Raw genomic sequence first — 26253 nt, 5'->3', positions numbered from 1 at the left:
AGAACCATGAAACCACTTGCACACTGGATGGCGGCAGCCGTGCTGGCGCTGGGCGCCGGCGTGGCCTGCGCCGCCGAAGTCCTGCTCGGCCCCGGCGACGTGGTGCGCCTGTCGGTCTACGGCAGCCCGGACCTGTCGATCGAAACGCGCGTCAGCGAAAGCGGGGCGATCACCTTCCCGCTGCTGGGGCAGGTCGGCATCGGCGGCCTGTCGGTGGCGGCAGCCGAACGCAAGATCGGCAATCTGCTGGAAAAGGGTGGCTACCTGAAGAAGGCCGAGGTGAACATGATCATCACCACCCTGGCCAGCCAGCAGGTATCGGTGCTGGGCCAGGTCAACCGGCCCGGGCGCTATCCGGTCGAGGGGCGGCGCAAGGTACTCGACCTGCTGGCCATGGCGGGCGGCGTCAGCGGCGATGGCGGCGACCTGATCAGCCTGGTGCGCACGCGCGACGGCAAGACCACGCGCGAAACCATCGACGTGGTCGACATGGTGCGCAAGGGCGAACTCGACAAGGACTACGAGGTAGCCGGCGGCGACATCATTTTCGTGGAGCGGGCGCCGCGCGCCTATGTCACCGGCGAGGTGCAGCGGCCCGGCGCCTTCCGCATCGAGCGCGGCATGACGGTGCAGCAGGCGATTTCCGCCGGCGGCGGCCTGACCCCGCGCGGCAGCGACAGCCGCCTGCGCATCACCCGGCGCGACGCGGCCGGCAACCCGGTGACCATCGAAGCGCGCGCGAGCGACCCGGTGCAGGTCGACGACGTGATCACGGTGCGCGAAAGCTGGTTTTGAGCGGAGGCACGCCATGCACTTCTACCAATTCCTCCTGCTGCTGCGCGCGCGCAGGAAGCTGATCCTGGCGACCTTGCTCGCCACCATCCTGCTGGCGCTGGGCTGGAGCCTGGTCCAGGGCAAGACCTATACCGCCACCACCTCGGTGCTGCTGAACTACAAGGGCGTCGACCCGCTCACTGGGCTGACCATGCCCGGCCAGCTGCTGCCCGGCTACATGGCGACCCAGATCGACATCATCAGCAGCAAGAACGTGGCGCTGCGCGTGGTCGACCGCCTGCGCATGGCGACCAATCCGGCCGTCATCGCCCAGTTCCAGGAAGCGACCGAGGGACGCGGCACGGTGCGCGACTGGCTGGCCGACCTGCTGCTGCGCAAGCTCGACATCAAGCCCTCACGCGAGTCGAGCGTGGTCGAGATCAGCTTCAAGGGCGCCGATCCCGGCTTTGCGGCGGCGGTGGCGAATGCCTTTGCCGAGGAATACCAGAACGTCAGCGTGCGCCTGAAAACCGAGCCGATGAAAATGGCCTCGAGTTATTTCAATGAGCAGACCAGGCAATTGCGCGACAACGTGGAAACCGCGCAGGCACGGCTGTCGAAATACCAGCAGGACAAGGGCATCGTCAGCCTCGACAACAACCGCGTCGACATCGAACTCTCGCGCCTGAGCGACTTGTCCTCGCAACTGGTGGCGGCCCAGACGCTGGCATTGGAAGCGACCTCGCGCGAACGCATGGCCGGCGCCGGTAACGCCCAGTCGCCGGACGTGGCCAACAATCCGCTGATCCAGAACCTGCGGGTGTCGCTGTCGGCGGCCGAGGCCAAGCTGGCCGAGAGCGCCTCGCGCTACGGGCGCAACCACCCGGCCTGGCAGGCCGCCAACGCGGAGGTGGAGAAGATGCGCGCCGACCTGAACGCGGCGCTGGCCACGGTGTCGCGCAGCGTCGGCGGCAACGCCCAGGTGCTGCGCCAGCGCGAGGAAGACCTGCGCAATGCACTGGCCGCGCAAAAGGCGCGCGTGCTGGAACTGAACCGCACGCGCGACGAACTCGGCGTCCTGCTGAAGGACCTCGACAGCGCCCAGCGCGCCTTCGACGCCGCGGCCGGACGCTTCTCGCAAACCCGCATCGAGGCCCAGTCCGAACAGTCCGACATCGCCGTGCTGAACCCTGCCGTGGCCCCGGCCGAACCGTCCGGTCCGCGCATCCTGCTCAACACCCTGGTGGCGGTGCTGCTCGGCACCGTGCTCGGGGTCGGCATGGCGCTGCTGCTCGAACTGCTGAACCGCCCGGTACGCTCGAACGGCGATGTCCAGGAACTGCTCGGCATCCCGGTGCTGGGCACCGTCACCTGGCAGCCGGCGCGCCCGCGCAGCGGACTGCGCGCCCTGATGGCGCCGCGCCGCCTGTTGCGCCTGAACTAGGAGGCCTCGATGAATTCCCCTATCCTGTCGCCGCTGCCGGTCGACCCGCTCGACTCCAGCATGGGCGCCTTGCTGGTCGACGCCGGCAAGCTCACGATCGAAGGCGCCGAGCGCGCCTTGCGCATGCAGAAAGACCTCGGCATCCGCTTCGGCGAGGCGGCCGTGCGCCTGGGCCTGGTGAGCGAAGACGACGTCCAGGAAGCACTGGCGCGCCAGTTCGCCTATCCCTACCTGCCGAAAGGGCAGGCGAATCTGTCGCCGCGCCTGGTTGCCGCCTACGAGCCGTTCTCGCCACAGGTCGAATCCCTGCGCGCGATCCGCAGCCAGTTGATGCTGCGCTGGTTCGCCCGAGGGCACCGCGCGCTGGCCGTGCTCGGCGCAGGCACAGAGAACGGCGCCGAGGACGGCGCGGCCCTGTTCGCGGCCAACCTGGCCGTGGTGTTTTCCCAGCTTGGCGAGCAGACCTTGCTGGTGGACGCCAACCTGCGTGCGCCGCGCCAGCACGATGTCTTCGGCCTGCGCCCGCGCCAGGGCCTGTCGGACCTGCTGGCAGGGCGCGCCGACCTCGACGTCGTGCTGCGCGTGGGCGGCTTCGTCGATTTGTCGGTGCTGCCGGCCGGTACCCTGCCGCCGAATCCGCAGGAACTGCTCAGCCGCGACGCCTTCCGCACCCTCGACACCTCGCTTGCCAGCCGCTACGACGTGGTGCTGTACGACCTCGCGCCTTTCGGCGCCGGCGCCGATGCGCTGGCGGTGGCGGCGCGCGCCGGTGGCGTGCTGCTGGCGGTACGCAAGGACCATACCCGCGTGGTCCAGCTGGCGCGCATGGCCGAGCAGCTGGCCGAGGCCGGCGCCGAGGTCGTGGGCGCGGTCGTGATGGAGTTCTGAATGACGACCCAGGTGCGCCCCGATCCGGCGGCACAGGCGGCGCCAGCGGTGGCGAACCCGCCGATGGGGGCGCAACTGAGCGCCGCGCTCCCCGAGTGGTGGCCGGTGCTGGCCGGACTGGCCGCGCTGTTCCTGCCGACGATGTTTTCATTGTTCACCGGGGCCTGGATCGGCGAAGAGCAAGCCCACGGGCCGATGATCTTCGCGCTGGCGCTGTGGCTGGCCTGGCGCAAGTGGCCGGGCGTCCTGGCGCAGCCGGCGGCGCCGTCCTGGCTCGGCTGGCCGCTGCTGACGGTCGGCCTGGCGCTGCACTTGCTGGGGCGCTCGCAGCACATCCTGATGTTCGAGATCGGGTCCATCATCCTGGTCCTGGCGGCCATCGTGCTGGCCAAGCTCGGTGCGCCTGCCTTGCGCGTGCTGTGGTTTCCCTTCTTCTTCATGCTGTTCATGGTGCCGCTGCCAAGCGAATTCGTGGCCGCCGTCACCATGCCCATGAAGATGGCGGTGTCCTGGGCTACCGAACACCTGCTGTTTGCCGCCGGCTACCCGATCGCGCGCTCCGGCGTGATCCTGCAGATCGGCCAGTACCAGCTGCTGGTGGCCGATGCCTGCGCCGGCCTGCAAACCCTGCTCACGCTCGAGGCGCTCGGCCTGTTCTACCTGAACCTGATGCGCCACCCTTCGGCCTTCCGTAACATCGGCCTGGCGATCCTGATCATCCCGATTTCGTTTTCCGCGAACGTGATCCGCGTGATCACCCTGACCCTGGTGACGTATTACCTGGGCGACGCCGCCGGCCAGGGCTTCCTGCATGGCTTTGCCGGCATGGTGCTGTTCCTTACCGCCCTGGTGCTGATCCTCGCGGTCGACTCGAGCCTGCAATGGTATGTCGCGCAGCGCAGGGGAGGGGACCGATGAAGCGCCGTTTCCTGGCCAGCCTGGTGCTCGGCCTGGCCATGGCCGGCACTTCCGCGCTCACCGGCGCGCTCACGCCCGGCCTCAAGCTGGCCCAGGGCCAGGCGCCGTTCCAGCTCGAGACCATGATCCCGCAGCGCTTCGGCGCCTGGCAGCTCGACCCCAGCGTGGTGCCGCTCACGCCCGACCCCGAGCAGCAGGGCATGCTGAAAAAGCTCTACGACCAGACCCTCTCGCGCACCTATATCGACGCGGCAGGGCGGCGCGTGATGCTGTCGATCGCCTACGGCGGCGACCAGAGCAAGGCGCTGCAATTGCACCTGCCCGAAGTCTGTTACGTGGCCCAGGGCTTCCAGCTGGTGCGCGACGGCGCCGGCAGCCTGGCCACCGCATACGGCGCGCTGCCCGTGAAACGCCTGGTGGCGCGCCAGCAGCGGCGCAACGAGCCGATCACCTATTGGATCACCATCGGCGACAAGGCCACGCGCTCGGGCATCGAGCAGAAACTGCGGCGCCTGGCCTATGGCTTGTCGGGCGAGATTCCGGACGGGATGCTGGTGCGGGTCTCCAGCATTGCCATTGACGAAGCCGGCGCCTACGCGCTGCAGGACCGCTTCGTGGCCGAGATGCTGGCCAGCCTGGACGCACCCAGCCGCGCACGCCTGATCGGTACCCAGGAGGCGGCACCGCAGGCCGGGCAGCGGACAAGGCCGCGGACAGGGCAGCAAACCGTGCACCAGGCAGGACAGCAAGCCGTGTATCAGGCAAGACAGCAAGCCGTGCAGCAGGCAAACCAGCAGGCGGCGCCAACGGAGCCAGGCGCGCGATGAGCGAAACCCTGCTCCAGTACCTGTTCACCTCGCTGCCCTTCATCGTGGTGGTACTGCTGGCCCTGCTCGCCGTGCTCGGCATCGGCCTCGGCCTGGTGTGGCCGCGCCTGCTGGTCTATCCCTACCTGTGCATCTTCTTCTGGATGAATTCGACGAGCTACGGCAACCTGTCCGTGTTCGCCTCCCCCGGCGTCTACAGCCGCGGCTCGGGCATGCTGCTGTACCCGGTGGTGCTGTGGTACGTGCTCGGCGCCTGGTGCTGCGCGCGCATCGCAGCCGGGTTCGGCCAGGGCCTGGCGCCGGGCGGCGGCCTTGCGGGAGTACAGGGTGGAAGCTACCGCGGAATGCAAGGCAGGGCGCATGCCGGCATCACGAACGCTGCGCCGTTTGGTGCAGCCTGCAACCTGCTCCCCTGGTTCTGGGGCTGGGCCGTGCTGCTGGCCTGCCACACCGGCGCCGCCTTCATCGCCGGCGTGCCCGTCAAGGATGCGCTGGCGCCGTCGGGCTTCTCGAACATCGTCTGGATGGGGCCGCTGGTTGCCTTGATGCTGCTGTCTTTCCGTACGCGCGCGCAGGCCCTGGAACTGGCCCGCTTCGTCATGCTCGCCGGACTCGGCCGCGCCCTGTTCGGCCTGGGGCGCTGGGCCGCCTTTGGTGGCGACCCGAACAATGTGTACGCGAACATGAACGCGATCCACATCCGCCTGACCTTCTTCGACATCAACGACAGCCTGCTGTGCATGCTCGCATTCGCCATCGCTGCCGTCGGCCTGTTCGGGGCCGCGCAGGTGCGCCGCGCCACGCCCTGGCGCCTGCTCGAATGGCTGACCCTGGGCGCCACCGCCGCCTGCATCGTGCTGTCCTACCGGCGCAGCGCCTGGATCGGCTTCATGCTCGGCTTCGCGGTCGTGATGCTGCGCTTTCCGCTGCGCCGGCGCGTGCAACTGGCCCTGGCGGCCTTGCCCCTGGTCGGCGCCGCGCTCGGCTATGCGGCCCTGCGCCGCCTTGGCCAGACCCGCGGCGGGGGCGGCCTGTTCTACGACATGCAGTCGCGCCGCTTCGGTCCTGAAAGCGAACGCGTGCTGGAACTCAAGCTGGTGCTGGGCGACATCCTGGCCAAGCCCTTTACCGGGATCGGTTCCTGGGGCCGCTACTCCGGCTATGAACAGATTTCCTGGCAAGCCAATCCGGACGGCGGCCTGTTCCTGCACAGCGGGGTGCTGCACGTGGCCCTGAAGAGCGGCTTGCCCGGCATCGCCCTGCTGGCGGGCACCGTGTGCGCCTTTGTCCTGGCCGCGCGCCGCGCCCTGCGCACGCTGCCGCCCGAGCTGCTGCCGCTGGGCGCGGCCGGCGTGGCGGCGCTGGCCTTCATGATTCCCGACGTGCTGGTCGGCACGCCTTTCCCCCAGGTGCGCACCACCCAGATGCTGGCCATTGCGCTGGCGCTGCCGTATGTGGCGCTGGCCGCCGCCGCGCCGGCCGTCCTGGCGCCGCACCGGGCGGCACAAGGGCGCAGGCGTGTGCATCCGCTGCCGGCCTGATATGGAACTGCGCCTGTTCCGCAACGCCTGGTCGAACCTGCTGGGCGCCGCCGTCCCTGCGCTGGCGGCGCTGGCCACCGTGCCCCTGGTGGTCGCCGGCCTGGGCGAGGCCAACTATGGGGTATATGCGCTGGTTACGGCCATCGTCGGCTATTTCGCCGTGATCGACATCAACGTCACCGCCGGTTCGGTCAAGTACATCGCCGCCCAGCATGCGCGTGCCGAACCCGAGCGCATTGCCGAGACCCTGTGCTTCGGCAGCGCCGTGTATGCGCTGATCGGCGCCGTCGGCGGACTCGGCCTGTTCTTCGGCGCCGGGCAACTGGTGACCGAGGTCTTCACCGTGCCGCCGCACCTCGGCACCGAGGCCATCGCCAGCCTGCAACTGGCGGGGCTCGGCTTTTTCCTCAGACAGCTGCAAAGCTACCTGCACAGCGTGCCCCAGGCGCTGATGCGCTTCGATGTGTCGGGCCGGCTGGAGATGGTGTTCGGCGTCCTGGTGCCGCTGTTCACGGTGGCGGTGCTGATGCTCGGGTACGGCCTGTTCGCGCTCATCGCGCTGCGGGTGGCCGCCAGCGCCATCCACTGCCTGCTGCTGTGGCGCGGCATCCATGGCCTGCTGCCCGGCCTGCGCTGGCGCTGGCCGGGCCGCGCGCTGCGCAGCGGCATCCTCGGCTTTTCCGCCTATTCCTTCCTGTCGCGCTTTGCCGCCTTGTCGTATGCGCATGCCGACAAATTGATCATCGGCGCTCTGGTCGGGGTCACGGGCCTGGCGTATTTCACGGTGGCGGCCACGCTGGCCAACCGGGTGCTGGGACTGACGTTTCGCCTGTCCGGCGTGTTCTTCCCGGCCGCGAGCATGCTGGCCGCCGGCGGCGAGCTGGCGCGCCTCGACCATGCCTACCTGAAGGCGACCCGCTACGTGGTCTACCTGAACGCGGCGATGCTGGTGCTGCTGGCGGTGTTCGCCGAGCCCTTGCTGCGCTACTGGATGAACCCGGATTTCGCCGCCAGCGGCGACACCGTCCTGGCCGTGATGGCGCTGGCGCAGTTCGTCGATTCGCTGACCAGCCTGCCTTCCCTGGTGAACGACGGCATGGGCCACCCGCGCGTGTCCGGCCTGTTCGCGGTGGCGCGGGCGCTGGCCGGACTCGTCATCGTCTACCTGGGCGTGGCGGGGTGGGGCATCCTCGGTGCCGCCTGGGGCCACCTGCTGGCCTCGCTGCTGTTCACGGGCGCCTTCCTGGTGCATGTGCACGGCCGCACGGTGCCGACCTCGCTCGCGCGCCTGTGCGCGCACGGCTTCCTGCCCGGCATGGCGGGCACGGCCGGCGTGGCGCTGGCGGCCGGCCTGGCCGAACGCTGGTTTCACCGCAATGCGCTCGACTTCGTGCTGGTCGCGCTGGCGACTTTGGTGCTGCTGGGGCTGGCCGGCATGCTGCTGGTGCTCGAAGGCGAGGACCGGCGCCGGTCCCGGGCATGGTTCCGGATGCAGGTCTGGCCCCACATCCGGGCGCGCATCCGCGCATGGGCGGGAGGCTAGGGTGCGCATCCTGCTGGTGTCCGAAGACTTGCCGGGCGAGCAGATCGGCGGCCTGGGCAAGCACGTGGTCACGCTGGGAAATGCCTTATTGGCGCACGGACATGCGGTGCGCATCCTCGGCCGCAGCGACCGCAGCGACCGAGGATGCGCGGGCGGCAAGGGCGGCGCCGGCACGGACCCAGCGCGCCAGATCGGCTTCCTCGGCAGCTTCGTGCCCGGCTTCGACTATGCCCATCCCGGCTGGAAGGAAAGCCAGCTCGGCATCTTCAATCCCCTGAAGCGTCCCTATTTCGCGCGCAAGATCGGTACCGCCATCAACCGCCATGCCGCCGATGCCGACGTCGTGCATTACCACGGCCACCTGCCGATGGTCGGGCTGCACGTGGCGCCCGGCATGAACTATGTACAGACCCGCCACGACCAGGGCAGCGAATGCCTGACCCACCTGCGCTTTCGCGACGACACGCCCTGCATCACGCTGGCGCCGCGCGACTGTTCGGCCTGCATCTGCGCGCATGCCGGTCCGCTGCGCAAGTCTGTCACGGCCATCGCCGTCAACCGTTACCGTGAAGACAATGCACGCGCCTTTGCCATGCACAAGACCGTGTTCGTGTCCCACTTCCTGCGCCGGCAATTCCTGCGCGTCGTACCGCATGCCGACCTGGCGCGCTGCCGCGTCATCCCGAATTTCGTCGATTACCCGCGCCTGGCCGCCATCCTGGACACCGCGCTGGCGCCGGTGGCGGGCAGGGTGGTGCTGGTCGGGCGTGTCGATGCCGGCAAGGGCTTCGGCGAATTCCTGGCCGCCGCCCACGCACGCTTGCCCGAGCTGGCCCAGGTGCTGGTGGCGGGCGACGGCCCCGAGCGCGCCGCCCTGGAAGTCCGCCATGCCGGTGCGCAGGTGCGCTTTCTCGGCTGGCAGGATTACCCGGCGGCCCTGTCCCTGGCCGCCAGCGCCCACGTCTGCGTCGTGCCCTCGGTGTGCGAGGAAGCCTGCAGCACCACCGTGCTGGAAGCGCTGGCGCTGGGCCGCCCCTGCATCGCACTGGCGCGCGGCGGCACGCCCGAGCTGAGCGGCTTCCAGCGCTACCCCGGCCAGTTGCAGCTGGCGCGCAGCATGCCGGAGCTGGTCGAGCGCCTGCGCAGCCAGCTGGCCGCCGCACCCACCCGGCTGCCGCCCGCGGCCAGCTTCGGCGCCGACGCCGCCCACATCCTTCCCCGCCTGCTGGAGCTGTATGCCGACTGAACCCGACCGCCCACGCTTCTCGATCGTCACCTGCACTTGGAACAGCGCCGCCACCCTGGCCGACACCCTGGCCTCGGTGCGCAGCCAGACCTGCCAGGACCTCGAACACCTCTTCGTCGACGCCGGCTCGACAGACACGACCCTCGACCTGGTCGATGCCCACCCGTTACCCAAGCGCGTCCTGCACAACGTGGGCGGCGGCATCAGCCGCGCCATGAATGCCGGCATCCTGGCCGCGCGCGGCGAATTCGTCGCCCACCTGCATTCCGACGATTACTACGCCGATCCCGGGGTGCTGGCGCAGGTCGCGCGCCGTTTCGACGACAGCGGCGCCGCCTGGGTGGTCGGCCAGATCCGCGTGCTGCGCGACGGCGTGCTCGCCGAACCCTACCCGATGCGCCCCTTCAGCTACCGCGCCTATGCCTCGGGGCACGCGGCGATCGCGCATCCGGCCGTGTTCGTACGCCGCAGCCTGTTCGAGCAGGCCGGCCTGTTCGACGAGGGCCTGCGCTATGCGATGGACATCGACCTGTGGCTGCGCCTGGCCGCGCGCACGCCGCCGGCGCTGATCGCGCAGCCGTTGACGGTGTTCCGCGAGCATGCCGGCAGCGTCTCGTCCGCCAACAAGCTGCGCGCGCGCCAGGAAGAGTTCATGGTGCGGCGCCGCTACCTGCACATGGCGCCGCTGGCCTTTGCGCTGTATTGCCTGCGCTACCTGAAACGGACCCGCGTCTTGCGCCTCGACAGCGAAGCTTGACTGTGCAAAAACGGAAGTTGTCGCGCCGTCTTTGTGAACACAACACAGCTATTACCAGAGTGAAAATGATGCTGAAACAAGCTTAATCTTCTTGCGTTGGATTTCTGCGATGCACGCAAAACAGAGTGATTTCGGGAAAAAGTTGCCGCTGTTCAATTTCTTACTGCGGTAATATCAGTTCGTATCGGTCGACAAATGTTCAGTAAAAGCGTCGATCACCCGAAATCCAGGCTATTCCCGCCGGATGGCCTTACCCGATTGTCATCGCATCGTCCGGAGCATCATTCAATGAAATTCACCCGACAAGGCCTGTTGCAGGCCCTTGCCCTGGCGTCCCTGTATGCACTGTCGCTGAACGCGCGTGCCGATTGGGCGCAGTCGACCGACCCGCTGATCGTCCAGCCGGGTCCGACCAACAATGCCGTACAGGCGCAAAACCCGCCAGGCTTCACCTGGGCGCGCCACCCGAACGGTCCGGCCGCCTACGAAATCGAGATCACCCCGGTCGGCGGCGCGCCGACCAAGGCCATCGTCGAGCGCAACTGGTACCTGCCATCCAAGGCACTGCCGCTGGGGAACTACACCTGGCGCGTGCGCCCGAACGGCAGCAACGACTGGTCGACCGCGCGCAGCTTCCAGCTGACCAGCCGCTCGACCGTGTTCGAGGTGCCGGATAACGCCACGCTGCGCAAGCGCATCGCCGCGAAAGCGCGTCCGCGCGCGCTGCCGCCGTCGTTCACCCTGTATGCGAGCTGGAACGCCGCCAGGAAGGCCGAGCTCGACCCTTACGTCAGCCGCATGACCAACGAGATCAAGCTGCAGATCAATGCGCTGCCGGCACTGAACGATGCGCGCTGGCCGATCGCCATCACCACCCCGCTGACGGCGGCGCTGGCCTCGCAGCAGACCGACATCCGCCAGCGCATCAACGAAGCCAGCCGCCAGCTGGAAGCGGCCGCCATCATGTGGCGCATGAAGCGCGATCCGCTGTTCCTGAACGAGGCGCTGCGCAAGGGCGATCAATTGGCCAGCCTGAATCCGGCCGGCCCGACCAGCTATGCCAACCAGGACCAGGCCACGCGCCAGATTTCCGTTTCCCTGATCAAGGCGGTCGACAGCCTGGCCGGCGACCTCGACGCCACGCGCAAGGCGCGCTGGCTGGAAACCGTGCGCGTGCGCACCGAGGAGATCTACGGCAACCTGGCCGGCGACAACGGCCGCCTCGACCAGTACCCCTTCGATTCGCACGGCAACACCAGCCTGGTATTCCTGGTGCTGATTTCCTCGCTGTCGCTGGGCGACATCCCGGAAGCGCAGAAGTGGTTCGACTTCTCGTTCCGCGCCTACGCGAATGCGCCGTCGCCCTGGGCCGGCCCGGAAGGCGGCTTCGCCAACGGCACCGCCTACGCCGAATACGCGGCCGGCTACCTGGTGCAGCTGTGGGACCCGATCACCCAGGCCACCGGCGTGAACTTCTACGCCAAGCCCTGGGCCCTCGGCTTCCTCGACTTCGCCACCCAGTTCACGCCGCCGGGCTCGAAGATCCACGCCTTCGGCGACGGCTCCGAGACCAAGCCCGACACCCGCGTGTTCCACGCCTTCGGTTCGCGCATGGTGTCGCCGCGCGCGGCCTGGTACGTCGACAAGCTGGGCGGCACCGAGGACACCTTGTCGCTGTTGCAGGCGCCGTACCCGATGCCGGTGGCCGACACCAAGACCCAGGCGCCGCCGTCGAGCAGCGCCTATTACCCGAGCATCGGCTGGGTGGCGATGCACAGCGACATCGGCTCGACCGCGCGCAGCTCGCTCTACTTCAAGTCCAGCCCGTATGGCTCGTTCAACCATAGCCACGGCGACCAGAACGGCCTCCTGCTGTCGGTGGCCGGCCAGCCGCTGCTCGTCAAAGCCGGCTGGTACGACTGGTACGGCTCGCCTTACTGGACCGACTGGTACCACCAGAGCCGCTCGCAGAACGCCATCACCTTCGACGGCGGCAAGGGGCAGCTGGTGAACGGCTACCGCGAACAACTGCAGCGCAACGGCAAGATCACGGCCTTCTCGGCCCAGCCGGGCTACGACTATGCCGAGGGCGACGCCACCGCGGCCTACGGCGGCCAGTTGACCATGGCCAAGCGCCAGGTCTGGCACCTGCGCGATGCCGGCAACGCCATCCTGGTGCGCGACAAGCTGGGCGCCAGCGTGCCGCACACCTACGAGTTCAACCTGCATGCCCCGGTGGCGATGACGGTCGAGAACACGAGCGCGGTGAAGATCGCGGCGAACGGCCAGTCGGTCTGCGTGCGCAGCCTGAACGGCAACGCCAGCTTCGCCAAGTGGGCCGGTCCGGCGCCGAAGGCCGGCGTCACCGAAGACCACGGCGCCTTCTACCTGCCGAACGACGGCAAGTCGGCCGCCGAATTCCTGGTGCTGCTCGACGTCGGCTGCAAGCGTCCGGCGGTGCAGGTGACCACGACCGGCGCGGTGCGCACGGTCACGGTGGCGGGGCAGACGGTCACGCTGAACTGATCGCACGGCAAGCCGTTCACACAGCAAGCAATCCCCACGGCTTCCATGCCGTGGGGATTTTTTTTCGCCTGGGATTCGTGGCTTTCGGTCTCCAATTCATTCCCGCGCTTGACCGGTCGCAAAGGCGCCGTGCGCGCGCTTGCCGCGGCCGGGTCTCAAGCATGGCGCTGCGCTAGTATCGACCGGTCTCCACCAGCCGGCCATCCCATGCGCTCCAGTCCGCTATCGATTGCCTACATCGTCCGCGACCCCTTGCCGCCGCGCCGCGCCGACGTGCTGACCCTGTTCGGCGCCGAACTGCCGCGCCATGGCGTGCATGCCGAGCTGGTGGGGCAGGCCGATGCCGATGGGGCGGGGCGGCACGACACCGGCAGCATGCACGTGGTCGGCAGCCTGGGCAGCCGCTTCGCCGCCTTGCTGTCGCCGCTCTGGGACCTGCTCGGCCTGCTGCGCGCCTGGCGCCGTACGCGTCCGGGCTGCATCCAGGTGCGCGACAAGATCGCCAGTGCTTGCCTGGCCTGGCTGGCCGCGCGCCTGCTGGGCCTGCCGTTCGTGTACTGGATGTCCTTTCCCATCGTCGAAGGCTTCGAGGTGCGCCGCGACGCCATCGGCAGGCGCGGCAGGGGCGCCTTGTGGCTGGCCCATGCGCTGCGCGCCGCCGCCTCGCGCCTGCTGCTGTACCGCCTGGTGCTGCCGCGCGCCGACCACGTCTTCGTGCAAAGCGAGGCGATGCGCGCCTGGCTGGCCGGGCGCGGCATCGACGCGGCGCGCATGACGGCCGTACCGATGGGCGTCGACAGCGCCCTGTTCGAGCGCAGCGCGATTCCCCCCAGCGCCGACCCGCGCCTGGACGGCAGGCGCGTGCTCGTCTACCTGGGCAGCGTGGCCCAGTCGCGCCAGTCCGGCTTCCTGCTCGACGTCGCCCTGCTGCTGCGCGCGCGCATGCCGGAGGTCTTGCTGGTGATCGCCGGCGACGCGCCTTCGCCCGACGAAATGGCCTGGATGCGGCGCGAGATCGCCAGCCTGCAGCTCGGCGAGCACGTGCTGCTGACCGGCTGGCTGCCGCAGCGCGAGGCGCTCGGCTATGCGCTGCGCGCCGAAGTCGGGCTGTCGCCGATCCCGCGCGGCACCCTGTTCGACGTGTCCTCGCCGACCAAGCTGGTCGAGTACCTGGCGCTGGGCATCCCCAGCGTCGCCAACGACATCCCCGACCAGGCCCTGGTGCTGGAGGAAAGCGGGGCCGGGCTGTGTGTCCCGATGCAGGCCGAGGCCTTTGCCGACGCCACCCTGCGCCTGCTGGGCGACCCGGCACTGGCGGCGCGGCTGGCCGCGCGCGGGCCGCCCTGGGTGCGCACCAACCGAAGCTACGACATCCTCGGCCGCAAGGTCGCGCAGGCCTACAGCGCCATCTGTCCGCCATGTGGACCTACTCATTGAAGTTCACGCTGCGCGCGATCGTGCGCGAACTGCTGCGCGGCTTCTGGGGACGCTACCTGGTCTACCCGCGCCTGGCGGCGGTGGAACGGTCGGCGGCGCTGCTGAACGCCGCCATCGCCCGCCGTGCGCGCCGCATCGGCGTGGCGGTGGCGCCGGACGGCACCCGCCTGCGGCGCATCGATCCGCGCACCCGGCTGCTGGCCAAGACCGAGGTCGGGCGCCATCCGGAGCGCTTCCTGCGTCCGCGCACCCTGGCCACGCTGCTGCGCAGTACGATCCGCACCAGCGGCACCTCGGGCTCGCCGCTGGCGCTGGTCCAGACCCTGGGCGCCGTGATCCGCGAAGAAGGCTTCATCCAGCGCCAGCTGGCCTGGATCGGCTTTCGCCATGGCCAGCGCCGCGCCTGGATCCGCGGCGAGATCGTTTGCCCGAAGCAGCCGCCGGACGGGCGCTACTGGTGCCACGACTGGTTCGGCAAGATCCTGATGCTGTCCTCCTACCACCTGTCGAACGCCACCATCGGCGCCTACATCGGCGCGCTCGAGCGCCACGACCCGGTGGTCATCCACGCCTATCCATCCTCGGTCGCCGCCCTGGCGGCCTGGCTGAACGCGGCCGGACAGCGCTACCGGGGCCGCGCGCTGCGCGGCGTGATGACTTCCTCGGAAACCCTGGAGCCCGGCGTGCGCAGCGCCGTCGAAAGCGCCTTCGGCGTGCCCGTCTACGACTGGTATGGCCAGGCCGAGCGGGTGGCGGCGATCGGCAGTTGCGAGCGCGGCAATTACCACGTGCTTACCGACTACGGTGGCGTCGAGCTGCTCGAGCTGGCCGATGGCAGCTGCGAGCTGGTCGGCACCACGCTGAACAACCCGGCCATGCCGCTGTCGCGCTACCGCACCGGCGACCGCGTGATTCCGGGAAATGGCACGCCCTGCGCCTGCGGCCGCGTCTTCCCCACGGTGAAAGCGGTAATCGGGCGCCAGGAAAAGACCGTCACCTTGCCCGACGGGCGCATCGTGGCGCGGCTCGACCGCGTGTTCCAGGGCCATGAGCGCGGCCTGCTCGAAGGCCAGGTGTTGTATCGGGGCGACGCCCGCTTCGTGTTGCGGGTGGTCACCACCGATGCCTTCGACGCCGCCGACGAAGCTGCGCTGCGCAGCAAGTTTCTCCTGCGCGTGCCCGGCGTCGAGGTAGGCGTGGAGCGGGTTGCGGCGATTCCACGTGGTCCGAACGGCAAGTATGAATTTATTGCATTTGAAATGTGAACCGTGCGCGGGAGGAGAAATACTTGATGTATGATCGAAATATTGTACCTTTATCAAGAAACGTGAACCCCTTCCTTTCCATCAGAGTTGCGCGAATGCTGTCCGGAGTCCGTGCATGAAAGCGCGCGCGCCGCGCATCCTGATGGTCGGCACGGCCCTCGACGGGCGGGGTGGGGTGGCTGCGGTCTTGTCGGTGCTGCGCGCGAGCGGCCTGTTCGAGCGCGAGGCGGTCCGCTACGTCAGCACCCACCGCGAAGGCGGAACGCTGGCCAAGCTGGTCCATGCCGGCGCCGGCCTCTGGGCCACGCTGCGTACCTGCCTGCTGCAGCGTCCCGCCATCGTCCATGCCCACGCCTCGACCGGCGCGAGTTTCGTGCGCAAGTCGCTGGTCCTGCTGCTGGCGCGCGCCATTGGCTGCAAAACCATTTTCCACCTGCATGGCGGCACCTTCCGCCAGTACGCGCTGGAGCGCTCCGGCGTCCTGATGCGGCGCTGGATCCGCCACACCCTGGAGCGCAGCTCGCTCGTCATCGCCCTGTCCGACAGCTGGGCCGCCTTCCTGCGCAACTTCGCGCCGAAGGCACGCGTGGCGGTGGTGCCGAACGCGGTGCCCCTGCCGGCCGTAACGGCGGGCGCGGCCGGCGAGGCAGGCGGGGCGGGCATCCCGGGCCGCGTCCTCTTCCTCGGCCGCCTGGAGCCGGCCAAGGGCACGGCCGAACTGCTGGACGCCGTGGCGCTGCTGGCGCCGCGCTTTCCGCAGCTGCGCCTGGTCATGGGCGGCAATGGCGACCTGGATGGCTTCCGGCGCGGCGCCGCCGCACGCGGCATCGCCGACCGCATCGCCTTGCCGGGCTGGCTGGACGGCGCCGCGCGCGACGCCGAGCTGGCGCGCGCCAGCGTGTTCTGCCTGCCTTCGCATGCCGAGGGCTTGCCGATGGCCGTACTGGAAGCGATGGCGGCCGGCAAGGCGGTGGCGGCCAGCAGCGTGGGCGGTATTCCGGAGCTGGTGCGGGATGGCGTGAACGGTGTGCTGGTGCCGCCGCACGATGCCGCCGCCCTGGCCGCGGCCCTGGCGCGCCTGCTCGGCGACGACGGCCTGCGCGCCCGGCTCGGGGCGCAGGCGCGGGCCACGGTGGAAGCGCAGTATTCGACGCAGGCAGTCTGCGGCCGCCTGGCCGCGATCTACAACGATTTGGCGGGGACGCGATGAACGCAACAGTACGCATGGTTTGGCTGGTCAACCGTTTGCGCTGCATGTCGGTGGCCGAGATCGGCTACCGTGTGCGCCAGGCAGCGCGCACGCGAATGAGCCGGGGCGCGGCCCACCGCGCCGCGCCAGCCCCCTTGCCGCGTGCCCGTACCTTCGACGTCCATGGCGCTCCCGCGCTCGACCCGATCCAGGTCGATGCCCTGCTGGCCGAAGCCGACCGCGTCTGCGCCGGCCACGTGGTGCTGTTCGCCGACCGCAGCTTCGACGTCGGCGTGCCCACCGTCTGGAACCGCGACCCCGACAGCGGCATCACCGGCCCGGCCGTGTTCTCGGGCGACATCGCCATCGACAGGCAGGAACTGGTCGGCGACATCAAGCACGTCTGGGAACTGAACCGCCACCTGCACCTGGTGCGCCTGGCGCAAGCCTGGAGCGTGTCGGGCGAAGTGCGCTGGCTGCACGCGCTGGAGCAGCAGCTGCGCAGCTGGCTCGACCAGTGTCCGCCACTCACCGGCCCTAACTGGACCAGTCCGCTGGAAATGGGCATCCGCCTGGTCAACTGGGCGCTGCTGTGGCAACTGGTGGGCGGCGAGACGAGCAGCCTGTTCGCCGGCGAATCCGGGCAGCGCCTGCGCGCCGACTGGCTGGATAGCATCCACGCCCATTGCCGCACGATTGCCCGCAACCTGTCGCGCCACTCCTCGGCCAACAACCACCTGATCGGCGAACTCACCGGCCTGTTTGTCGGCGCCTCGGTCTGGCCCTGCTGGAAGGAGTCCGGCGCCTGGATGGAGCAGGCGCGGCGCGAGCTCGAGCAGCAAGCGCGCCTGCAGTATTCGCTCGACGGCGTGAACCGCGAGCAAGCCTTTGCCTACCACGTGTTCTCGGCCGAATTCCTGTTCGTGGCCGGCCTGGTGGGGCAGGCGACCGGCGTGCCGTTCTCGCGCAACTACTGGGGCGTGCTGCAGCGCGCGCTGCGCTTCCTGCGCTCGGTGCGCGACGTCGGCGGCCACGTGCCGATGGTGGGCGACGCCGACGACGGCATCGTGTTCCGCCTCGACGCCGCCGGCAGCGACCGCGCCGCGCAACTGCTGGCGCTGGGCGACACCGTGTTCGGCGCCGCCCCCGACAAGCATCCCGGCGTGCGCTGGCTGCTGCACGCGCTGCCCGGGCGCCGTCCCGACGCCGACGCCCACGAACCCGACACCGGCTGGGCCTTTCCCGACGGCGGCTATTTCCTGTTCGGTTCCCACTTCGGCGCCCCCGACGAAATCAAGGGCATGCTCGACTGCGGCCCGCTCGGCTACCTCGGCATCGCCGCCCACGGCCACGCCGATGCCTTGTCGATGACGCTGTCGGTGGCCGGCGAGGAAGTCCTGGTCGACCCCGGCACCTATTCCTACTGGCAAGACCAAAAGTGGCGCGACTACTTCCGCGGCACGTCAAGCCACAACACGGTGCGCATCGACGGCCGCGACCAGTCGGTCTCGGGCGGGCGCTTCCTGTGGCTGAGAAAAGCGCGCGCCAGCATCGAACGGATGCCGACCTCGCCCCACGAATTCGATTTCCGCGGCTCGCACGACGGCTACGCGCGCCTGTCCGACCCGGTGCGCCACGTGCGCAGCGTGCGCTTCGACGCCACCAGCTCGACGCTGACGGTGCGCGACGAGGTAGCCGGCAAGCGCCCGCATCCGCTGGAACTGTTCTGGCATTTCGCACCGGAACTGAACGTGCGCCTGACCAGCACCGGCCTGCACGTGCGCGGCAAGCGCTTCGCCCTGCAGATGCAGGCCAGCGGCGCCGACCTGAAGCTGGAACTGGTGCGCGGCGCCGAGAATCCGCCGCTGGGCTGGTACTCGCGCTGCTACGAATCGAAGGAGCCCTGCGATGTGCTGCGCATCAGCACCGTATCGTCCGCCGTTCCTGTCGAGTGCAGGTTTACAATAACGTTTTTCTAATTAGTTTCAACTCTGTTAAGTTGTGCGGGTTGTAAGTTCTCTTCAAGACCGTTTCTATAATTACTACAGTGCAGGATCGTCCAAACATGCTTATTTATCTGGTCGCGGGCGCACGCCCGAATTTCATGAAAATCGCGCCGATCGTGCGCGCATTGCAGGCGCAGGACAAGCTGAGCTTCAAGATCATCCATACCGGCCAGCACTATGACCGCGACATGAACGACGTCTTCTTCGAGGAACTCGGCATTCCCCAGCCCGACGTGTTCATGGCCGCCGGCGGCGGCAGCCACGCCCAGCAGACCGCGAAGATCATGGTCGGCTTCGAGGAACTCTGCGTGGCCGAGCGCCCGGCCGCCGTGCTGGTGGTGGGCGATGTGAATTCCACGCTGGCCTGCTCGATCGTCGCCAAGAAACTCAACATACCGGTGGCCCACGTCGAGGCTGGCCTGCGCAGCGGCGACATGACCATGCCCGAGGAAATCAACCGCCTCGTCACCGACAGCATCTCGGACTGGTTCTTCGCCACCGAGCCGGCTGCCGTCGAGCACCTGCGCCGCGAAGGCAAAGCCGACTCCGCCGTGCACTACGTCGGCCACGTGATGGTCGACAACGTGCTGTACCAGGCCGACAAGCTCACGCGCGCAGACACCTCGGGCTTCGAGACCGCCGCCTTCAAGGCCGCGGCGCAGGAAAACGGCGGCCGCTACGGCGTGGTCACCATGCACCGCCCGAGCAATGTCGACGAGCCGGAAACCTTTGCCCGCATCGCCGGCGCCCTGAAGGAAATCGCGACGGAACTGCCGCTGATCTTCCCGGTGCACCCGCGCACCCGCGCCAACATCGCCAAGTTCGGGATCGACCTCGGCCCGAACATCACCCTGGCCGGCCCGCAAGCCTACATGGCCTTCCTGAACCTCTGGAAAGACGCCGCCGTCGTGCTCACCGACTCCGGCGGCCTGCAGGAAGAAACCACGGCCCTGGGCGTGCCTTGCGTGACCATCCGCGACAACACCGAGCGTCCGGTGACGGTGGAAGAGGGCTCGAACGTGCTGGCCGGCACCGACCCGGAAAAAATCCTGCTGGAAGCGCGCAAGGTCTTGCGCGGCGAAGGCAAGCAGGGCCGCCGCCCGCACCTGTGGGACGGCAAGGCCGCCGAACGCATCGTCGCCATCCTCGCGGGCGAACTGGGGTGAGACGGCCATGACATCCGCCATCACGATGATGGGCTGCAGGATCGACAACCTGTCGATGGAGGAAACCCTCGTGCGTATCGAGGAATTCATCCGCTCCGGCCAGCCCCATCAGCACGTGGTGGTGAATGTCGACAAGCTGGTAAAGGCCAGCCGCGATCCGGACCTGCGCCGCATCGTCAACGACTGCGCGCTGGTGAATGCCGACGGCATGCCGGTGGTGTGGGCCTCGCGCCTGCTCGGCAAGCCGCTCAAGGAACGCGTCGCCGGCATCGACCTGTTCGAGGCGCTGATGCGGCGCGCCGGCGAAAAGGGCTGGCGCGTGTTCCTGCTCGGCGCGCGCGAGGAAGTGGTGGCCGCGGTGGCCGATACCTACCGCCGCCGTTATCCCGAGCTGACGATCGCCGGCTGGCGCAACGGCTACTGGACGGATGCGGAAGAAGCGCAAGTCGCCGAACAGGTGCGCGCCAGCGGCGCCGACCTGCTGTTCGTGGCGATCAGCTCGCCCAAGAAAGAACAATTTCTCGGCCGCTGGCAGGGCGAGATGAAGATCCCCTTCGCCATGGGCGTGGGCGGGACCTTCGACGTGGCGATCGGGCGGGTAAGGCGCGCGCCGCGCTGGATGCAGCGTGCCGGCCTGGAGTGGTTCTACCGCTTCCTGCAAGAGCCGCGCCGCATGTTCCGGCGTTACTTCATCGATGACATGGCCTTTGTCTGGCTGTTCATCAAGGAAGCGGCCGGACAGAAAAGAACATAGTTGAAAAGAACATAGGGAAAGGCGGCCGGCAAGAGCCGCAAGCGAAAGAACAAACGGGGGGATGGCAGTGTGCCGTCCTTGAGCGCCGATACAGGCGCGTATCGACTGATCGACAAGCTTTTTGACAAGCTCATCGACAAGAATAGAGAGTGACGACAATGAAGATTCTGGTTACGGGCGGCGTGGGCTACATCGGTTCCCACACCGTCGTCGAGTTGCAGCAGGCCGGGTACGACGTGGTCGTGGTCGACAATCTCTCGAATGCCCAGCGCTCCGTGCAAGAGCGCGTGCAACAGATCACCGGCAAAACCTTCGAGCTGATCGAAGCCGACATCCGCGACCGCGCGGCCATGGAAGCGGCCTTTGCCGCCCACAAGGTCGATGCCGTGGTCCACTTCGCCGGCCTGAAGGCCGTCGGCGAATCGGTGGCGCAGCCGCTGCGCTACTACGACAACAACGTCTCGGGCAGCGTGGTGCTGTTCGAAACCATGGCCAAGTTCGGCGTCAAGACCCTGGTGTTTTCCAGCTCGGCCACCGTGTACGGCGATCCGGCCTCGGTGCCGATCCTGGAAGACTTCCCGCTCTCGGCCACCAATCCCTATGGCCGCAGCAAGCTGATGATCGAAGACATCCTGCGCGATTTGATCAAGGCCCAGCCCGACTGGCGCATCGCGCTGCTGCGCTACTTCAACCCGGTCGGCGCCCACGAAAGCGGCCTGATCGGCGAAGAGCCTTCCGGCATCCCGAACAACCTGGTGCCCTACATCGCCCAGGTGGCGACCGGCCAGCGCGACAAGCTGTCGGTGTATGGCGGCGACTACCCGACCCCGGACGGCACCGGCATGCGCGACTACATCCACGTGGTGGACCTGTCGATCGGCCACGTGAAGACCCTGGAAAAGCTGGCCAAGGCGCCGGGCCTGCTGACCTATAACCTCGGCACCGGCCGCGGCAACAGCGTGCTGGAAATGGTGGCGGCATTCGAAAAGGCCTGCGGCCGCCCGATTCCCTACCAGATCGTCGACCGCCGCCCTGGCGACATCGCCAAGTGCTACGCCGACCCGGCCCGCGCACGCGACGAACTCGGCTGGGAAGCCACGCGCGACGTGGCGCAGATGTGCGCCGACACCTGGCACTACCAGACCGTGAACGGCAAGGCCTGAGATATTCACTACCTAGGGAAACACGGATAGCCAGGCGACAAAACGGCAGAAGAAAACGGACAAAGTTTTACAGCCTGGCAGCTCAACAGCAAACACAATGAGGACGGTTCAATGAAAGCAATGATTCTCGCGGCAGGCAAGGGCACGCGCGTTCGCCCGCTCACGTACGACCTTCCGAAACCGATGATTCCCCTGCTCGGCAAACCGGTGATGGCTTACCTGGTCGAGCATCTGAAGAAGCACGGCATCACGGAAATCATGGTCAACGTCAGCTGGCTGCATGAAAAGATCGAGGAGTATTTCGGCGAAGGCGAGCAGTTCGGTGTGCAGATCGGCTATTCCTTCGAAGGCTACATGACCGACGACGGCACGGTCGTGCCCGAGCCGATCGGCTCGGCCGGCGGCATGAAGAAGATCCAGGAATTCGGCGGCTTCTTCGACGACACCACCATCGTGCTGTGCGGCGACGCCCTGATCGACCTCGACCTGAAGGCGGCCCTGCTGGAACACCGCCGCAAAGGCGCGATGGCCTCGGTCATCACCAAGGAAGTCCCGTGGGACAAGGTGTCCTCGTACGGCGTGGTGGTCACCGACGAGGATGGCCGCATCAAGCAGTTCCAGGAAAAGCCGAGCCAGGAAGAGGCGCTGTCGAACTACATCAGTACCGGCATCTACATCTTCGAGCCGGAAGTGATCGACCTGATCCCGGCCGGCGTGCCCTTCGACATCGGCTCCGAGCTGTTCCCGCTGCTGGCCGAGCGCGGCCTGCCGTTCTATGCCCAGACGCGTCCGTTCAACTGGCTCGACATCGGCACCATGAGCGATTATTGGGAAGTGCTGCAGACCGTGCTGACCGGCGAAGTCAACCACATGGACGTGCCGGGCATCCAGATCGAACCGGGCATCTGGACCGGCCTGAACACCAGCATCGACTGGAGCGGCGGCACCAAGATCGAAGGTCCGGTCTACATCGGCTCGGGCGTGCGCATCGAGGCGGGCGCCCACATCGTCGGTCCGACCTGGATCGGCCACGGCAGCCACATCTGCGAAGGCGCGGAAATCGTGCGCAGCGTGTTGTTTGAATATACTCGCGTGTTGCATGATGTAACATTGCATGAAATGATAGTTTTCAAGGAATACAGTGTCGACCGCGCCGGTGAGATGAAGCACGCCTCGGAATACGGTTCCGAGGAATGGCTGAACGCGCGCGACCGCCGTCGCAGCAGCCGCAAGGAAATCGCAAGTCAGAAAAGTAACAACCTAGAGAAAGCGAACGCATGAAGATTTACCCAGTGATCCTCTCCGGCGGCGCCGGTACCCGTCTGTGGCCCCTGTCGCGCGCCGTGCTGCCCAAGCAGCTGCTGCCGCTGGTCGCGGACAAGACCATGCTGCAGGAGACCGCCTTGCGCGTCGACGGCCTGCCTGGTCTGATGGCGCCGCTTGTCGTGTGTGGCAACGACCACCGCTTCATGGTGGCCGAGCAGCTGCGCGCGGCGGGCATCAAGCCGCTGGGGATCCTGCTCGAGCCGGTCGGCCGGAATACCGCGCCGGCCGTGGCTGCGGCGGCGCACTACCTGAAGGGTATCGATCCGGAAGCGGTCATGCTGGTGCTGCCGGCCGACCACGTGATCGAGAACCGTGAAGCATTCAAGGAAGCCGTGCTGCGCGCCGCCACCATGGTGCAGGGCGGCGGCCTGGCCACCTTCGGCATCGTGCCGAAGTCGCCGGAAACCGGCTACGGCTACATCCGCCGCGGCGCCGCCCTGGCCGCGTGCACCGATTGCTACGAGGTCGAGCGCTTCGTCGAGAAGCCCGACCTGGCCACGGCCCAGGCCTTCGTGGCCGACGGCGGCTATTACTGGAACAGCGGCATGTTCATGTTCGCCGCCGAGCGCTACCTGGCTGAACTGGCCAAGTTCGCACCGGCAATCGCCGACGCCGCCGACAAGGCGGTGCACAGCGGTTACCGCGACCTCGATTTCTGTCGCCTCGACGAAGCCGCCTTCACGGCCTGCCCGTCGGACTCGATCGACTACGCCGTCATGGAGCACACCCAGGACGCGGTGGTGGTGCCGGCCGATATCGGCTGGAGCGACGTCGGTTCCTGGTCGGCCCTGTGGGAAGTGCAGCCGCACGACGAGAACGGCAACGCCCAGCGCGGCGACGTCTATCTCGACGGCGTCAAGAACTCCCTGGTGCGCGCCGAAAGCCGCATCGTGGCCGTGGTCGGTGTCGAGGACATCGTTGTCGTCGAGACCCAGGACGCGGTGCTGGTCGCGCACAAGGATCAAGTGCAGCGCGTCAAGCAGGTGGTCGACCACCTGAAGTCCAAGGAGCGCACCGAGCACCTGCACCATACCCGCGTCTACCGGCCCTGGGGCCACTACGAGGGCATCGATGCGGGCGACCGTTTCCAGGTCAAGCGCATCACGGTGAAGCCGGGCGAGAAGCTGTCGCTGCAGATGCACCACCACCGCGCCGAGCACTGGGTCGTGGTGTCGGGCACCGCGCGCGTGACTTGCGGCGACAAGGTCAGTTTGCTGTCGGAAAACGAATCGACCTACATCCCGATCGGCATGAACCACCGCCTGGAAAACCCGGGCAAGCTGCCGCTGCACATCATCGAGGTGCAGTCGGGCAGCTACCTCGGCGAGGACGATATTGTCCGCTTCGAGGATATCTACAAGCGTTCGTAAGCGCGTCTTGCTGATACGGGAACGGGCCGCGAGGCCCGTTTTTTATTGGACTGGCGACGGGAGGCGTAGGGTGGGTTCTCGAACCCACCACAACGGCGCGTGCAAACCACCTGCCCGGGCCGTTGGATTGTCGGCAACTGCCGAGGCCGGTGGTTTGTCGGCAACTGCCTAGGCCGGTGGTCTGCCGGCACCCTCATGGTGGGTTCGAGAACCCACCCTACACCAGCACAACATCCCTAAGTCAACAGTGTGAGACCCTCCCACAGTCAGGCATACAATGCCCCGGTCAGTGAACCCCGTGAGGAGGTGATCATGAAGACGTTTCTTGCCGCCGGCGCGCTCGCGCTGGCCGCCCTGGCCTCGGCCGCGCCGCAGGCCGCCGCGCAAACCGGTGCGCCGCCGCTCGACCCGCTGCTCGAAGGCCAGCTCGAACGCTGGCTCGGCGCGGGCGACCAGGTCTTTTCCAATCTCTACACCCGCCAGCCAGGCGACGACTCGCTGGCCTTCCACGCCGCCGCCGACGGCCGCGGCGATACCTTCACGCTGCTGCGCGTGAGCGACCCCGCCAACAACAGCTGGCTGGTGGGCGGCTACAATCCGCAGAGCTGGGAATTCGACGGCGGCTGGAACATCACCCAGCGCGACTTCCAGCGCACCGCCTTCATCTTCAACGTCACGGACCCGGCCGTCTACCGCCAGGTGCCCACCAGCTTCGAGCTGCCCAGCCAGGGCTCGTTCCAGACCTTCAACGCGCCCGACCAGGGGCCGACCTTCGGCGCCGGACCAGACCTCTTCGTCAACGACCGGCTCGACACCGCCTTTTCCTGGCGCCTGAGCTATGGCGATCCCGACGGGGAAGGGCAGAGCATCGTCGACGGCAGCGTGGGCGGCCGCTTCCTGCGCATCGACGCGCTCGAGATCTATGCGGTGTCGCCGATTCGCGAACCGGCGCAGGCGGCGATGCTGGCGGCGGGCCTGGGCCTGCTCGCAACGGGGCTGCTCCGGACCGGGCTGCGCCTTAGGCAACAGGAGGGCGCGCGCCCCCGATCGCGCTTCGCCTGACGGCCGGCCCATGGTCCGGCTCCTGCGCGCGGCGCTCCTGCTCCTGCTCCTGCATGGCGCCGCGCCGGCGCTGGCCCAGCCCGTCGGCACGGGCGGGCTGGGGCCGGAACAACTGGCCATCGTCGTCAACGACGCCGACCCGGCCAGCATCGCCGTGGCCGCCTACTACCGCGAGCGGCGCGGCATCCCGGCGGCAAACGTGGTCCACGTGCGCATTCCGGGTAAACCGCACAGCCTGGAGCCGGCGCGCTTTCGCCTGCTCAAGGCGGAGATCGACAGCCAGCTCGGCCCCGGTATCCAGGCCGTGCTGATGGTCTGGACCGCGCCATATGCCGTGGCCTGCAACAGCATCACCGCCGCCTACACCCTCGGCTTCGACGCCGCCCTGTGCCGCGACACCTGCGCCGCCGGCCAGCCCAGCGCCTATTTCAATGCGCGCAGCCGGCTGCCCTTCGCCAGCCACGGCATGCGCCTGTCGATGCTGCTGCCGACCGAATCCGTGGCGGCGGCGAAAGCGCTGATCGACCGCGGCGTGACGGGCGGCTTCCGCCCGGTGCCGGCCAGCGCCTATTACCTCACCACGAGCGAGGCCACGCGCAACAGCCGCGCCGCCTTCTTCCCGCCGGCCGGACGCATCGAGGCGAAAAAGCTCGACATCCGGCGCCGCCAGGCCGAGGCCCTGGAAAACGCCGGCGACATCATGGTCTACCAGCTCGGCAAGGCCAGCGTCGACAAGCTCGACACCCTGCGTTTTTTACCGGGCGCCCTGGCCGATCATCTCACCTCGTATGGCGGCGATCTGCTGGGAAGCAACCAGATGAGCAGCCTGCGCTGGCTGGAGGCGGGCGCCACCGCCAGCTACGGCACCGTCAGCGAACCCTGCAGCCACTGGCAGAAATTCCCGAATCCGACCGTGCTGCTGCGCCATTACCTGCAAGGCGACAGCGCCATCGAAGCCTACTGGAAAAGCGTGGCCTGGCCGGCCCAGGGCCTGTTCATCGGTGAGCCGCTGGCCGCGCCTTACCGGCGGCGCTGACGTGCTCCGCCATGG

21 protein-coding genes are annotated in these 26253 nt (G+C 68.0%); all 21 read left to right on the top strand.

The window, feature by feature from the left end:
• The first annotated feature begins 6 nt into the window (after positions 1–6).
• The 21 genes from epsE to QPK31_RS13925 all read left to right on the top strand — a co-directional run bounded on the left by epsE (position 7) and on the right by QPK31_RS13925 (position 26238).
• Complete coding sequence (epsE, locus tag QPK31_RS14025; protein WP_290423549.1) at positions 7–795, top strand: polysaccharide export protein EpsE; 789 nt, start codon at positions 7–9, stop codon at positions 793–795.
• Between the two features lie 13 nt (positions 796–808).
• Complete coding sequence (gene epsF, locus QPK31_RS14020) at positions 809–2218, top strand: chain length determinant protein EpsF (protein ID WP_290423548.1); 1410 nt, start codon at positions 809–811, stop codon at positions 2216–2218.
• Between the two features lie 9 nt (positions 2219–2227).
• Positions 2228–3106 (top strand): chain length determinant protein tyrosine kinase EpsG, encoded by an 879-nt coding sequence (gene epsG, locus QPK31_RS14015; RefSeq protein ID WP_290423547.1) that lies wholly within the window; start codon positions 2228–2230, stop codon positions 3104–3106.
• A gap of 63 nt (positions 3107–3169) precedes the next feature.
• Positions 3170–4024: an exosortase B gene (gene xrtB / locus QPK31_RS14010; protein WP_290423779.1), complete on the top strand. Its 855-nt coding sequence runs from the start codon at positions 3170–3172 to the stop codon at positions 4022–4024.
• Complete coding sequence (gene epsI, locus QPK31_RS14005; protein WP_290423546.1) at positions 4021–4851, top strand: exosortase-associated protein EpsI, B-type; 831 nt, start codon at positions 4021–4023, stop codon at positions 4849–4851. The genes xrtB and epsI overlap by 4 nt, the downstream gene beginning before the upstream one ends.
• On the top strand, positions 4848–6392 hold the full coding sequence (locus QPK31_RS14000) for an O-antigen ligase (RefSeq protein WP_290423545.1): 1545 nt from the start codon (positions 4848–4850) through the stop codon (positions 6390–6392). The genes epsI and QPK31_RS14000 overlap by 4 nt, the downstream gene beginning before the upstream one ends.
• 1 nt (position 6393) lies before the next feature.
• On the top strand, positions 6394–7935 hold the full coding sequence (locus QPK31_RS13995) for a lipopolysaccharide biosynthesis protein (RefSeq protein ID WP_290423544.1): 1542 nt from the start codon (positions 6394–6396) through the stop codon (positions 7933–7935).
• 1 nt (position 7936) lies between these two features.
• Positions 7937–9181, top strand: coding sequence for a glycosyltransferase family 4 protein (locus tag QPK31_RS13990; RefSeq protein WP_290423543.1), 1245 nt, complete (start codon positions 7937–7939; stop codon positions 9179–9181).
• On the top strand, positions 9171–9938 hold the full coding sequence (locus tag QPK31_RS13985; protein WP_290423542.1) for a glycosyltransferase family 2 protein: 768 nt from the start codon (positions 9171–9173) through the stop codon (positions 9936–9938). The genes QPK31_RS13990 and QPK31_RS13985 overlap by 11 nt, the downstream gene beginning before the upstream one ends.
• 288 nt (positions 9939–10226) lie before the next feature.
• Entirely contained in the window at positions 10227–12464 is a 2238-nt protein-coding gene (locus tag QPK31_RS13980) for a heparinase II/III family protein (RefSeq protein WP_290423541.1), read from the top strand.
• A gap of 207 nt (positions 12465–12671) precedes the next feature.
• The gene (locus tag QPK31_RS13975) at positions 12672–13901 is read left to right on the top strand and encodes a glycosyltransferase (protein ID WP_290423540.1); all 1230 of its coding nucleotides are present in this window, start codon (positions 12672–12674) and stop codon (positions 13899–13901) included.
• Complete coding sequence (locus QPK31_RS13970; protein ID WP_290423539.1) at positions 13883–15166, top strand: phenylacetate--CoA ligase family protein; 1284 nt, start codon at positions 13883–13885, stop codon at positions 15164–15166. Before QPK31_RS13975 ends, QPK31_RS13970 begins: the two co-directional genes overlap by 19 nt.
• A gap of 115 nt (positions 15167–15281) precedes the next feature.
• Positions 15282–16376, top strand: coding sequence for a glycosyltransferase family 4 protein (locus tag QPK31_RS13965; protein ID WP_290423538.1), 1095 nt, complete (start codon positions 15282–15284; stop codon positions 16374–16376).
• Positions 16373–18334 carry an alginate lyase family protein gene (locus QPK31_RS13960; protein WP_290423537.1) on the top strand — a complete coding sequence of 654 codons (1962 nt, stop codon included), beginning with the start codon at positions 16373–16375 and terminating at the stop codon, positions 18332–18334. The genes QPK31_RS13965 and QPK31_RS13960 overlap by 4 nt, the downstream gene beginning before the upstream one ends.
• 86 nt (positions 18335–18420) lie before the next feature.
• Entirely contained in the window at positions 18421–19527 is a 1107-nt protein-coding gene (gene wecB, locus QPK31_RS13955; RefSeq protein ID WP_290423536.1) for a non-hydrolyzing UDP-N-acetylglucosamine 2-epimerase, read from the top strand.
• A gap of 7 nt (positions 19528–19534) precedes the next feature.
• Entirely contained in the window at positions 19535–20281 is a 747-nt protein-coding gene (locus QPK31_RS13950) for a WecB/TagA/CpsF family glycosyltransferase (protein ID WP_290423535.1), read from the top strand.
• A 158-nt stretch (positions 20282–20439) separates the two neighbouring features.
• Positions 20440–21444 carry a UDP-glucose 4-epimerase GalE gene (gene galE, locus QPK31_RS13945; RefSeq protein ID WP_290423534.1) on the top strand — a complete coding sequence of 335 codons (1005 nt, stop codon included), beginning with the start codon at positions 20440–20442 and terminating at the stop codon, positions 21442–21444.
• Between the two features lie 111 nt (positions 21445–21555).
• Positions 21556–22725 carry an NDP-sugar synthase gene (locus QPK31_RS13940; RefSeq protein WP_290423533.1) on the top strand — a complete coding sequence of 390 codons (1170 nt, stop codon included), beginning with the start codon at positions 21556–21558 and terminating at the stop codon, positions 22723–22725.
• A complete protein-coding gene (locus QPK31_RS13935) occupies positions 22722–24140 on the top strand; it encodes a mannose-1-phosphate guanylyltransferase/mannose-6-phosphate isomerase (protein WP_290423532.1) in 1419 nt (472 codons plus the stop codon). The genes QPK31_RS13940 and QPK31_RS13935 overlap by 4 nt, the downstream gene beginning before the upstream one ends.
• 312 nt (positions 24141–24452) lie before the next feature.
• Positions 24453–25202: a PEP_CTERM-anchored TLD domain-containing protein gene (locus QPK31_RS13930; protein ID WP_290423531.1), complete on the top strand. Its 750-nt coding sequence runs from the start codon at positions 24453–24455 to the stop codon at positions 25200–25202.
• A gap of 10 nt (positions 25203–25212) precedes the next feature.
• Positions 25213–26238 carry a TIGR03790 family protein gene (locus QPK31_RS13925; RefSeq protein ID WP_290423530.1) on the top strand — a complete coding sequence of 342 codons (1026 nt, stop codon included), beginning with the start codon at positions 25213–25215 and terminating at the stop codon, positions 26236–26238.
• Positions 26239–26253: the final 15 nt, after the last annotated feature.

This window comes from Massilia sp. YIM B02769, assembly GCF_030411995.1.
GTDB lineage: Bacteria > Pseudomonadota > Gammaproteobacteria > Burkholderiales > Burkholderiaceae_D > Telluria.
Note: the sequence above shows the minus strand (reverse complement) of the source record. Positions and strands in the feature narration are given on the sequence as shown.